The organism is Variovorax sp. PAMC26660 (genome assembly GCF_014302995.1).
Lineage (GTDB): Bacteria > Pseudomonadota > Gammaproteobacteria > Burkholderiales > Burkholderiaceae_C > Variovorax.
Genome location: NZ_CP060295.1, coordinates 1,695,180 through 1,707,451, shown reverse-complemented (window position 1 = coordinate 1,707,451; position 12,272 = coordinate 1,695,180). Strand labels below are relative to the sequence as shown.

The window sequence follows — 12,272 nt, the reverse complement described above, 5'->3', positions numbered from 1 at the left end:
AGACCTCCCATGTCCGAATCCATCGTCATCGTCGGCGCCGCCCGTACCCCCATGGGTGGCTTTCAAGGCGACTTTTCTTCCCTCTCCGCGCATGACCTCGGTGGCGCCGCCATCAAGGCCGCCGTCGAGCGCGCGGGCATTGCGCCCGAGAGCGTGGGCGAAGTGCTGTTCGGCAACTGCCTGATGGCTGGGCAGGGCCAGGCGCCGGCACGCCAGGCGGCCTACAAGGGCGGCCTGCCCGACAGCGCGGGGGCCGTCACGCTCAGCAAGATGTGCGGCTCGGCCATGAAGGCCGCGATGCTCGCGCACGACCTGCTGCTGGCCGGCACGCACGACGTGATCGTCGCGGGTGGCATGGAAAGCATGACCAACGCGCCCTACCTGATGCTCAAGGGCCGTGGCGGCTACCGCATGGGTCACGACAAGATCTATGACCACATGATGCTCGACGGCCTCGAAGACGCTTACCAGCCGGGCCGCTCGATGGGCACCTTCGGCGAAGACTGCGCGGCCAAGTACAAGTTCACGCGCGAGCAGCAGGACGCCTTTGCCATCGCCAGCGTGCAGCGTGCCAAGGCCGCGACCGAATCCGGTGCCTTCAAGGACGAGATCGTGCCCGTCACCGTGAAGGGCCGCAATGGCGACACCGTGATCTCCATCGACGAAGGCCCGGGCAAGGTCAAGCTCGACAAGATCCCCACGCTCAAGCCCGCGTTCAAGAAAGAAAACGGCACCATCACCGCCGCATCCAGCTCGTCGATCAACGACGGCGCGGCCGCGCTGGTGATGATGACCGAGTCGCATGCCAAGAAGATCGGCGCCAAGCCCATCGCCCGCATCGTCGGCCATGCCACGCACGCGCAGCAGCCCGAGTGGTTCTCCACCGCGCCCGTCGGCGCCGTCGCCAAGCTGTTCAAGAAGACCGGCTGGACCGTGAAGGACGTCGACCTCTGGGAAGTGAACGAAGCCTTTGCGGTGGTGCCGATGGCGCTCATGCACGAGCTTGACGTGTCGCACGACATCGTCAACGTGAACGGCGGCGCCTGCGCGCTGGGCCACCCCATTGGTGCGAGCGGTGCGCGCATCATGGTCACGCTGATCCATGCGCTGAAGGCGCGCGGCAAGAAGCGCGGCGTGGCCACGCTGTGCATCGGTGGCGGCGAAGGCACCGCCGTGGCACTCGAATTGCTATAAAAACAGAGACCGGGAGCGCCCGAAGAAGGGCGTTCGCCGGCTTTTTCATTCAGACAGTCAAAACAATGCGTAGAGCAGGAGATTTCATGCGCCCATCCATCCACCGTACCGCCCTTGCCGCCTTGCTGGCCACCGCCTTCCTGGCACCCGCCGCCAGCTGGGCCCAGAAGCGCGACAACGTGCTGTTCCAGGCCGCCACCGACGAGCAGCCCGCGGTGATCAAGACGCTGGAGAAGCTCGTCAACATCGAAACCGGCACAGGTGACGCCGAGGGCCTTGCCTCCGCCGGCACGTACCTCGAAGGCGAACTCAAGAACCTGGGCTTCACCGTCACGCGCAGCAAGTCGGCCGGCATCGTCGTGGGCGACAACATCGTGGGCAAGATCAAGGGCCGTGGCGGCAAGAACCTGCTGTTGCTCTCGCACATGGACACCGTGTACCTGAAGGGCATCCTCGCCAAGGCGCCGTTCCGCGTCGAAGGCGACAAGGCCTACGGCCCCGGCATCGCCGACGACAAGGGCGGCAACGCCGTCATCCTGCACACGCTCAAGCTGCTCAAGGACTACGGCGTGCGCGACTACGGCACCATCACCGTGCTGTTCAACACCGACGAAGAAAAGGGCTCCTTCGGCTCGCGCGACCTGATCCAGGAAGAAGCCAAGCTGGCCGACTACGTGCTCTCGTTCGAGCCCACCAGCGCCGGCGACGAAAAGCTCTCGCTCGGCACCTCGGGCATTGCCTACGTGCAGGTCAACATCACCGGCAAGGCCTCGCATGCGGGCGCCGCACCCGAGCTGGGTGTGAACGCGCTGGTCGAGGCCTCCGACCTCGTGCTGCGCACCATGAGCATCGACGACAAGTCGAAGAACCTTCGCTTCAACTGGACCATCGCCAAGGCCGGCAATGTGTCGAACATCATTCCGGCCAGCGCCACGTTGAATGCCGACGTGCGCTACGCGCGCAATGAAGACTTCGACGCCGCCATGAAGACGCTGGAAGAGCGCGCGCAGCAGAAGAAGCTGCCCGAAGCCGACGTCAAGGTGCTCATCACCCGCGGTCGCCCGGCCTTCAATGCCGGCGAAGGCGGCAAGAAGCTGGTCGACAAGGCCGTGGGCTATTACAAGGAAGCGGGCGGCACGTTGGGCGTGGAAGAACGCACCGGCGGCGGCACCGACGCGGCCTATGCGGCGCTCTCGGGCAAGCCCGTGATCGAAAGCCTGGGCCTGCCGGGCTTCGGCTATCACAGCGACAAGGCCGAGTACGTGGATATCAGCGCCATTCCGCGCCGCCTGTACATGGCAGCGCGCCTGATCATGGATCTGGGCTCGGGCAAGTAAGCAAGCCAACCGCAAGAAGAAAAGACAGGAGACACGCCATGCTGCTCAGCGCCGACCAGGAAGCCATCCGCGACGCGGTACGCGATTTTTCGCAAGCCGAACTGTGGCCCAACGCCCCCAAGTGGGACCGTGAGCACAGCTTTCCGAAGGAAGCGCACCAAGGCCTCGCGGCGCTGGGTGCCTACGGCATCTGCGTGCCCGAGGAGCATGGCGGCGCCGGCCTGGACTACCTCACGCTCGCGCTGGTGCTGGAAGAAATCGCGGCCGGCGACGGCGGCACCAGCACCGCCATCAGCGTGACCAACTGCCCGGTCAACGCGATCCTCATGCGCTATGGCAACGCGCAGCAGAAAAAGAAGTGGCTTGAGCCGCTGGCGCAGGGCCACATGCTCGGCGCCTTCTGCCTCACCGAGCCGCAGGCCGGCAGCGATGCATCGAGCCTGCGCACCACCGCGCGCAAGGACGGCGACGCCTACGTGATCGACGGCGTGAAGCAGTTCATCACCAGTGGCAAGAACGGCCAGGTGGCCATCGTCATAGCCGTCACCGACAAGGGCGCGGGCAAGCGCGGCATGAGCGCGTTCATCGTGCCGACCGACGCGCCCGGCTACGCAGCGACGCGGCTGGAAGACAAGCTCGGCCAACACAGCAGCGACACCGCGCAGATCAACTTCGACGGCTGCCGCATCCCGGCAGAGAACCTGATCGGCGCCGAAGGTGAGGGCTACAAGATCGCGCTCGGCGCGCTCGAAGGCGGCCGCATCGGCATCGCGGCGCAGAGCGTCGGCATGGCACGCAGCGCCTTCGACGTGGCGCTGGCCTATGCCAAGGAGCGCCAGGCTTTCGGCGGCGCGATCTTCGACCAGCAGGCCGTGGGCTTTCGCCTCGCCGAATGCGCCACGCAGCTCGAAGCCGCGCGCCAACTGATCTGGCACGCCGCGAGCCTGCGCGATGCCGGCCTGCCCTGCCTGAAGGAAGCGGCCATGGCCAAGCTCTTCGCGAGCGAGATGGCCGAACGCGTGTGCAGCGCCGCGATCCAGACGCTGGGCGGCTACGGCTACGTGAACGACTTTCCGCTGGAGCGCATCTACCGCGACGTGCGTGTGTGCCAGATTTATGAAGGCACGTCGGACATCCAGAAGCTGCTGATTCAACGCGCGCTGGCGTGAGCGGGCGCGTCGGACGTCCCTGGGTTCGGATCGGCGCGGCACTTGTGCTGGCGGCGCTGGCTGGCTGGGGCTTCGTCATCGAGCCGCGCTGGGTCGCGGCGCGCGTCGAGCCGTTGAGTTCGACTGCGTGGACCGCGCCCGCGGGCCTGAAAGTCGCGGTCGCGGGTGACTGGCATCTCACCACGCGGTCGGCGTGGCGCATCACCAGCGTCGAACGGGCCGCGCAGATCGTCGAGAAGATCAATGCTGCGCAGCCCGATGTGATCCTTCTGCCCGGCGACTTCCTCGCGGGTTCGGGCGACGACGAGGCGCTGTCCATCGAAGAGATGGCCGCCGTGTTCGGTCGCCTCAAGGCACCACAAGGCGTGTACGCCGTGCTGGGCAATCACGACTGGTGGCATGACGGCAAGCGCACGACCGAGGCCCTGTCCGCGCAGGGCATCCACGTGCTGGAGAACGCCTCGGTGCGCCTGCCCGGTCATGAGGTCTGGGTGGTCGGCATCGGAGACCACTCCACCGGCCATTCGCAACCAGACAGGGCTTTGGCAGGCGTGCCGGCCGGCGCCCCGACGCTGGTCATGATGCATGACCCCTTCAGCTTCGCGACCATGCCGCGTACGCAGGGGCTGGTGGTGGCCTCGCATACGCACGGCGGGCAGATCCGCGTGCCCGGCCATGGCGCGCTGGTTGTGCCCGGTGCGGCGCCGCGCGAATGGGCCTACGGGTGGATCGCGCACAAGAACAAGCGCATGTATGTCACCAGCGGGCTCGGCGTGAGCATCCTCCCGGTGCGCTTCAACATGCGGCCCGAGTGGGTGATGTTCCAGTAGCCGACGCGCCTTCCTGTCATCGGTTTCGATGACAGACAAGCCGGTTGTGCGGGCGCACGATGGCCGCCTCATTCATCGAGGCCATTGCCATGACCGTTTCCAGATTCATCTCTCGCGCCGCACGGTTGACGGCACTGCCATTTGCCGCGGTGCTCGGCCTGCCGGCACAAGCGCAGCCCGCCGCACCCGACATCGCCACGTTGACCGCGAGCCAGGCCGTGCAGCAGCTTTGCGCGGGCACGCTGACCAGCGAGCAACTGGTGACCGCCTACATCGCGCAGGCCAAAGCCAAGGCCAACCTCAACGCCCTCATCACGCTCGACGAAGCGGGTGCGCTGAAGGCGGCGCGTGCGGCCGATGCGCAGCGCAAGCGCGGTGGTGCCTGCACGCCGCTTGCGGGGCTGCCGGTGCTCATCAAGGACAACATCCAGGTCAAGGGCCTGCCCGCGACGGCCGGCACGCCCGCGCTCAAGGGCTTCGTGCCCGACACCGATGCGCCGGTGGTCGCCAGGCTGCGTGCGGCCGGTGCGGTCGTGCTCGGCAAGTCGAACATGCACGAGCTGGCCTTCGGCGTGACCGGCTACAACCCGGCGTTCCAGACCGGGCCCGAGGTGGGCGTGCGCAATGCCTATGACGCGAGCCGCATCGCAGGCGGTTCGTCGTCGGGCAACGGCGCTGCGCTCGGTGCGCGCATGGCACCGGCTGCGCTGGGCACCGACACCGGCGGGTCGGTGCGCATTCCTTGCGCCTTCAACGGCTGCGCGTCGCTGCGGCCCACCATGGGGCGTTATTCGCAGCAGGGCATCGCACCGATCTCGCACACGCGCGACACGGCAGGGCCGATGGCGCAGTCGGTGGCCGATGTCGCGCTGCTCGACCGCGTGATCGCCGGTGGCGTGCCGCTCAAGCCCGCCGACCTGAAGCGCGTGCGGCTCGGCGTGGTGCCAGCCTTCTACGCGAACCTCGATGCGGACACGCGCGCCACCACCGATGCCGCACTGGCCAAGCTGCGCGCGGCCGGCGTCACGCTGGTGGATGTGGAGATGCCGAAGCTGATGGAACTGAACGGTGCCATCGGCTTTCCGCTCGCGCTCTACGAGGCGCACGACGACATGGCGGCCTACCTTGCGAAGTACCGCACCGGCATCGACATCGCACAGCTCGCGGCCGGCATCGCCAGCCCCGACGTCAAGGGCACCTTCGACGCCTTCGTGATCCCGCGCAAGCTGCCGGCACCGAATGGCGTGGTCGATGCAAAGCCGGTCTACGACAACGCCATGCGCGTTGCCCGGCCTGCGTTGCAGAAGCTCTACCGCGACACCTTCGCGAAGAACAGGCTCGACGCACTGGTGTTCCCCACAGTGCCGCGTGTGGCGTTGGCGGCCGCACCCGAAGCCAGCAGCCCCGAGAACTTCGGTGCGCTGATCCAGAACACCGACCCGGGCAGCAATGCCGGCATTCCCGGCGTGCAGTTGCCTTCGGGCCTGGGCGCGACCAGCGGCCTGCCGGTGGGGCTGGAGCTGGACGGTCCTGCAGGCAGCGACCGCCAACTGCTGGCCGTGGGCCTGGCCATCGAAGGCGTGCTCGGCCGCCTGCCTGCGCCGAAGTGATGGGTCAGCGCGCTGGCGTGCCCCAGCCCGCCAGCGCCGAGCGGCGCTCGATGCCCAGCTTGTCGAAGATGCGCCGCAGGTAGGTGCGCACCGTGGGCACGCCCACCGCCATGCGCCGCGCGATCTCCTTGTCGGTCAGCCCTTCGCGCACGCAACAGGCGACCTCTTGTTCGCGTGCGCTCAGCAAGGTCCAGGCGGCTTCGCGCCCATCGCGAGGGGAGGGCAGCGCAAGAGCCGCCGTGCGCTGCGCACGTTGCAGCGCGCCCGCGAAGGCCGGCTCGATCAGGTCGAGCAGCGCCTTCTCGTGATCGCCGAAATCGCCGCGTCCCTTGCGGCGCCAGATGCGCAGGTCGCCCAGTGCCCGTTCGCCCTCGAAGGCATGCAGGTTCATGCCCCAGTGCAGTCCGTCGCGCGAGAGAAAGTCGGTGAAGAACGCGGTGCGCATCAACGCGCGCTGCGGCATCACGTCGGTCACGCGCGTGGCGCGGCGGTGCGACTGCAGCACGAAGGTGATCGGGTCATGGTGCTGGTGCCACTGCGCATAGCGATCGAGGTTGGCGGGGTCCATGTTGAGCGCCACGCGCGCGCCGAAGCTGCCGCTGTCCGCATCCCACACGAAGGAGGCGAACTGGTCCGCATGCAGCAGGTCGAGCAGCGCCCAGCCCAGGCGCTCGCGGGTCTCGCGTTCGTCGCGGTCTTGCGCCAGCAGCGTGAAAACGCCACGCAGCGCGTGCTGTTCAGAGCCTGTCAGGTACATCGCCGCCTCGCTCTTTCATGTGCCGGAGTAAGGCTAACGTTTAGCAAGCGCCGCGCCAATGGTGGATGTCCGGGTGGGTACCCCGGCGTCATGCAATACGCGCAAAATCATGGGCCGGCTTCTGCTCATGCCCTCATCCCCTTCCAGCCCCGTCCGCAAGCCCTTCCTGGGAGTGGTCCTGCGGCGCATACGCGACTACTGGGTCGAGTCGCCCAATGCGAATCCGCTGGTCGACCAGAGCCTTGCGCGGGCCTTCGTGATCGATACCTTCGACACGCCGCTGATGGCGGCCACGGTCGCCGCGATCTTCTGGATTACTTTTCTCGTACTCACCGGCGACCCGGGCGCGCTGGTCTGGGGCGTGCTCGTGCACACCTCACAGTGGCAGCGGCACCGCCACCTGCGCCGCTTCGACCCGGCCAGCATCGAGGTTGCCACGGCCGTGCAGACGCGCCGGCGGCTGGAGCTGCGCATGCTGGTGCCGGGGCTGATCTGGGCACTGGCGCCGTGGCTGTTCTTTCCGCACGACAACCTCGCGCTGATCCTGCTGATGTACTTTTTCATCAGCGGCGTTTCCGGCGTCGTCATTGCGGCGCTGGCGCAGTGGTGGCTGGCGGCCGTGTGCTTCAGCGTGCCGATGTTCATGGGCATGGCGCTGCGGCTGGTGGTCGAGCCGGGCAGCGTGCAGCTCATCATGGGCTGCCTGGTGGTCTCGCAGATGTTTGCCGCGCTCTACTACGCGCGCAAGCAGAACCGGCTGATCGTGGGCGCCATCGAGGCTGGCTTCGAGAAGGCGCGGCTGGCCGATGCGCTGGCGCGCCAGCTCGACCACGTCGCGCACCTGGCGGCGCAGCGCGCGCGCATCTTCGCGGCCGCCAACCATGACCTGCGCCAGCCCATGCATGCGCTGGCGATCTTTGTGGACGCCCTCAACACCCGCACCGCGCCCAGTGCCGACAACCTGCGTTTCATGCGCGACAGCGTCGATGCGCTGCGTGGTTCCATCGACGCGCTGCTCGACATCGCGCAGCTCGACGGCGGCGTTGCGCCGGTGCGGCTGGAGCCCTTGTACCTGGACACGGTCTTCGAGTCGCTGCACGGGCGTTTCGGGGCCCTGGCAGACGCCAAGGGGCTGGCACTGCGCGTGCGCCCGACCGAGGCCGTGGTACGGGCCGATGCGCGCATGCTTGCGCGGGTGCTGGGCAACCTGATCGACAACGCCATCAAGTACACGCCGAGCGGCACGGTCTTCGTGTTCGCACGGCGGCTGCAGCATCCGCGCAATGGCGTGCCTGCCTGGCGCATCGAGGTGCGCGACTCGGGCCTGGGCATCGAGGCGCAGCACCAGGAGCAGGTGTTCGAGGAGTTCTTCCAGGTCGACAACCCGGGGCGCGACCGCAGCCGCGGCCTCGGGCTGGGCTTGTCGCTGGTGGCGAGCATGGCGCAGGTCATGGGCTCGCGCATCGAGGTGCGCACCGCGCCGGGCCGTGGCAGCACCTTTTCGCTGGAGCTTGAAGAAGCGGTGGCGTCGCCCGTGGATGCCGACGTCGCCGTGGCCGATGCGCCGGCCGAGCCCGGGGCGGACCTGTCGCCCGTTCGCATCCTGGTGCTCGACGACGAGCAGCCCGTGCGCGAGGCGATGCGCTCGCTGCTGTGCGGCTGGGGCCACGAAGTGGCGCTGGCTTCCAACCCGCGCGAGGCCCTGCAGCACGGCGGTGTGTTCGACCTGATGCTGAGCGACCTGCGACTGGGCAGCGGCCTCTCGGGGCTGGCCGCCGCGCAGGCCCTGCAGGCGGTCGGCAAGGTGCGCAGCGTGGTCATTCTCACGGGTGAAACCGCCCATGCAACGCGGGCCGAAGTCGAGCGCGCGGGCTATGCGCTGATCTACAAGCCTGCGCAGGCACAGGCCCTGCAGGAAGCCATCGCTGGCAGCCGTCGGGCCTAGGGTGAATCGACATTCAACGGCCCCGTTTGAATGTCGATTCACCCTGGCTCCGGGCTTGCCCCATCGGCACCTCGCCCGCGAGGTGTTCCAATAGCGGTCTTCATGAGCGCCATCGATCCCACCACCGGACCTTGCCCCTGCGGTCGCACCGACCGCCGCGACAAGCCCATCGGCTACGCCTTGTGCTGTGGCCGCTACCTCGACGATTTCGAGAACACACCCGCCCCCGACGCCGAATCGCTGATGCGTTCGCGCTATTCGGCCTTCGTGCTGGAGCGGGCCGAATACCTGCTCGCCAGCTGGCATGCGTCGAAACGGCCGGCCTCGATCGAGTTCGAGCCGGGCGTCAAATGGCTGGGGCTGGACATCCGTTCGCGCTCCGTGCTGGACGCGGACCATGCCGAGGTCGAGTTCGTTGCGCGCCAGCGCAGCGCGGCCACGGGCGCCGCCACGCGCCTGCACGAGCGCAGCCGTTTCGTACGGGAAGACGAGCGCTGGTACTACCTCGAAGGCGACCTGCAGCAGCCCCTGGGTTGACGCACCGGGCCGAGGCTCGCACAATCGGCCTCGCTCCGGGGTGCACACAAGTGGTGTGCTGAGATGGCAAAGCAGCCGACCCGCGAACTTGATCCGGGTCATACCGGCGTAAGAAGAGCTGCACTCCCTGACTTCGGTCCGTCCGTCACCCCCCCCTTCCGTGACGGCCCGAAGGCCCACCGAGCGATTGCGGAGCACCCTTTCCCTCAACAAGGAGTGCCCCGATGAATGCCCCCGACAAGTTCACCTCTTTGCTCTCGCTCACGCGCGAGCCCTTTCCCGCGTCCCACAAGTGCCTGATTCCGGGCAGCCGGCCCGACCTGAACGTGCCGGTGCGCGACGTGCTGCTCACCAACGGCGAGACCGTGTCGCTCTACGACACCTCGGGCCCGTACACCGACGCCAAGGTCGAGATCGACGTGCGCCGCGGCCTGCCCGACGTGCGCGGCGCCTGGGTGATCGAGCGCAATGACACCGAAAGTTACGAAGGCCGCTCGCACCAGGCGCTGGACGAAGGCCTGAAGCACGCCCAGGACCACGACGCCCAGCGCCTGGCCGAACTGCGCGCCGGTGCCGCAGCCCTGCAGCGCACGCCGCGCCGCGCCAAGTCGGGCGCCAACGTCACGCAGATGCACTACGCGCGCCGCGGCATCGTCACGCCCGAGATGGAATACGTGGCGCTGCGCGAAAACGGCAAGCGCGAGTGGATGGCCGAATACCTCGCCAATGAAGAGCGCGCCAAGCGCGTGGCCGGCAACCCGATGGGCGCGAGCATTCCGCGCATCATCACGCCCGAGTTCGTGCGCGACGAGGTGGCCCGTGGCCGCGCGATCATCCCGGCCAACATCAACCACCCCGAAGTCGAGCCGATGGCCATCGGCCGCAACTTCAAGGTCAAGATCAACGCCAACATCGGCAATTCGGCCGTCACTTCCAGCATCGAGGAAGAGGTCGAAAAACTCGTGTGGGCGATCCGCTGGGGCGCCGACAACGTGATGGACCTGTCGACCGGCAAGAACATCCACACCACGCGCGACTGGATCGTGCGCAACAGCCCCGTGCCCATCGGCACCGTGCCGATCTACCAGGCGCTGGAGAAGGTGGGCGGCGTGGCCGAAGACCTGACCTGGGAAATCTTCCGCGACACGCTGATCGAGCAGGCGGAGCAAGGCATCGACTACTTCACCATCCACGCCGGCGTGCGCCTGCCGTTCATTCACCTGACGGCCGACCGCATGACGGGCATCGTGTCGCGCGGCGGCTCGATCATGGCCAAGTGGTGCATCGCGCACCACAAGGAGAGCTTTCTCTACGAGCGCTTCGAGGACATCTGCGACATCATGAAGGCGTACGACGTGAGCTTCTCGCTCGGTGACGGGCTGCGTCCCGGCTCCGGCGCGGACGCCAACGACGAAGCGCAATTCGCCGAACTGCGCACCCTGGGCGAGCTGACGAAGATCGCGTGGAAGCACGACGTGCAGACCATGATCGAAGGCCCGGGCCACGTGCCGATGCACATGATCCAGGCCAACATGGACGAGCAGATCAAGCACTGCCACGAGGCGCCGTTCTACACGCTCGGGCCGCTGACCATCGACATCGCGCCGGGCTACGACCACATCTCCAGCGCCATCGGCGCCGCGATGATCGGCTGGGCCGGCACCGCGATGCTGTGCTACGTGACGCCCAAGGAGCATCTGGGCCTGCCCGATCGCGACGACGTGAAGCAGGGGATCATTGCCTACAAGATCGCCGCGCATGCGGCGGACGTGGCCAAGGGGCACCCGGGTGCGCGCTCGCGCGACGACGCATTGAGCAAGGCACGTTTCGAGTTCCGTTGGCAAGACCAGTTCAACCTGGGCCTGGACCCCGACACGGCGCGCGAATTCCACGACGAAACCCTGCCCAAGGATTCGAGCAAGGTGGCGCATTTCTGTTCGATGTGCGGCCCCAAGTTCTGCTCGATGAAGATCACGCAGGAAGTGCGCGAGTACGCGGCCAAAAAGGGCGTGGCCGAGGCTGCGGCCGTGGCGGCGGGCATGGAGGAAAAGTCGAAGGAATTCATGGCCGGCGGTGGCGAGATGTACATCCCGATCCGTTCGGTTTCCTGAGCGGGCGCCCTGGCGGCGCCGGGGTCATTGCTACCATGGGGCCACTCCCCCGAACCTCCCCAGTGCAATGACTCCATTTCCTTTTGCCGCAGTCCTGTTCGACTGCGACGGCGTCCTCGTGGATTCCGAGCCCATCACCAACCGCGTCCTTGCCGAAATGCTGGGCGAGCTGGGCTGGCACATCACGACCGAAGAGTCGATGAACACCTTCACCGGCAAGGCCGTGAAGGACGAGGCCGCGCTCATCGAATCGAAGACCGGTTTCGCGATCACGCCGGAATGGCTCAAGGCGTTCCGGGCTCGCCGCAACGAAGCCCTGGAGCGCGACCTGGTCGCGATTCCCAATGCGCCTGCCGCCATTCGTGAAATCCACACCAGGCTCAAGGGGCGCATCGCCTGCGCTTCGGGCGCCGACCGCCACAAGGTCGAGCTGCAACTGGCCAAGGTCGGGCTGCTCGACTGCTTCCAGGGGCGCATTTTCAGCGGGCACGAAATGCCTCACTCCAAGCCGCATCCCGACGTGTACCTGGCCGCCGCCGAAGCCCTCGGCGTCGACCCGCGCCGTTGCGCCATCGTCGAAGACACGGTCACCGGCACGATGGCGGGCGTGGCTGCGGGCGCCACGGTGTTCGGCTACAGCACCGGCGAATCCGGCCACAGCGGCCCCGGGCCACTGCTGAGCGTGGGCGCGGTGAAGGTGTTCAGCGACATGGCCGAATTGCCCGCGCTGCTATCGGCCTACCGGCTGCAGGCAGCCTGAGTTTCTGGTGCAATGACGCGAC

General features: G+C 67.3%; 10 protein-coding genes and 1 riboswitch. Of the genes, 9 read left to right on the top strand and 1 reads right to left on the bottom strand.

Annotated elements, in window-relative coordinates:
• Positions 1-9 precede the first annotated feature (9 nt).
• From H7F35_RS08170 to iaaH, 5 genes are all read left to right on the top strand, one after another.
• Positions 10-1,194, top strand: coding sequence for an acetyl-CoA C-acyltransferase (locus tag H7F35_RS08170; RefSeq protein WP_187112414.1), 1,185 nt, complete (start codon positions 10-12; stop codon positions 1,192-1,194).
• 86 nt (positions 1,195-1,280) lie between these two features.
• The gene (locus H7F35_RS08165) at positions 1,281-2,531 is read left to right on the top strand and encodes a glutamate carboxypeptidase (protein WP_187112413.1); all 1,251 of its coding nucleotides are present in this window, start codon (positions 1,281-1,283) and stop codon (positions 2,529-2,531) included.
• Positions 2,532-2,569: 38 nt separating this feature from the next.
• Positions 2,570-3,700 (top strand): acyl-CoA dehydrogenase family protein, encoded by a 1,131-nt coding sequence (locus tag H7F35_RS08160; protein WP_187112412.1) that lies wholly within the window; start codon positions 2,570-2,572, stop codon positions 3,698-3,700.
• Positions 3,697-4,530, top strand: coding sequence for a metallophosphoesterase (locus H7F35_RS08155; RefSeq protein ID WP_187112411.1), 834 nt, complete (start codon positions 3,697-3,699; stop codon positions 4,528-4,530). The genes H7F35_RS08160 and H7F35_RS08155 overlap by 4 nt, the downstream gene beginning before the upstream one ends.
• Before the next feature lie 89 nt (positions 4,531-4,619).
• On the top strand, positions 4,620-6,140 hold the full coding sequence (gene iaaH / locus H7F35_RS08150) for an indoleacetamide hydrolase (RefSeq protein WP_187112410.1): 1,521 nt from the start codon (positions 4,620-4,622) through the stop codon (positions 6,138-6,140).
• A gap of 4 nt (positions 6,141-6,144) precedes the next feature.
• On the opposite strand, the gene H7F35_RS08145 is transcribed toward iaaH, so the two are convergent.
• Positions 6,145-6,897: a helix-turn-helix transcriptional regulator gene (locus H7F35_RS08145; protein ID WP_187112409.1), complete on the bottom strand. Its 753-nt coding sequence runs from the start codon at positions 6,895-6,897 to the stop codon at positions 6,145-6,147.
• Between the two features lie 127 nt (positions 6,898-7,024).
• Here H7F35_RS08145 and H7F35_RS08140 point away from each other — a divergent pair, with 127 nt between their 5' ends.
• From H7F35_RS08140 to H7F35_RS08125, 4 genes are all read left to right on the top strand, one after another.
• Positions 7,025-8,842, top strand: coding sequence for a hybrid sensor histidine kinase/response regulator (locus tag H7F35_RS08140; RefSeq protein WP_187112408.1), 1,818 nt, complete (start codon positions 7,025-7,027; stop codon positions 8,840-8,842).
• Positions 8,843-8,944: 102 nt separating this feature from the next.
• Positions 8,945-9,379, top strand: coding sequence for a YchJ family protein (locus tag H7F35_RS08135; protein ID WP_187112407.1), 435 nt, complete (start codon positions 8,945-8,947; stop codon positions 9,377-9,379).
• Positions 9,380-9,405: 26 nt separating this feature from the next.
• Positions 9,406-9,511, top strand: a riboswitch (TPP riboswitch).
• A 92-nt stretch (positions 9,512-9,603) separates the two neighbouring features.
• Positions 9,604-11,490 carry a phosphomethylpyrimidine synthase ThiC gene (thiC, locus tag H7F35_RS08130; RefSeq protein ID WP_187112406.1) on the top strand — a complete coding sequence of 629 codons (1,887 nt, stop codon included), beginning with the start codon at positions 9,604-9,606 and terminating at the stop codon, positions 11,488-11,490.
• 67 nt (positions 11,491-11,557) lie between these two features.
• The gene (locus H7F35_RS08125; RefSeq protein WP_187112405.1) at positions 11,558-12,250 is read left to right on the top strand and encodes an HAD family hydrolase; all 693 of its coding nucleotides are present in this window, start codon (positions 11,558-11,560) and stop codon (positions 12,248-12,250) included.
• The last annotated feature ends 22 nt before the right edge of the window (positions 12,251-12,272 follow it).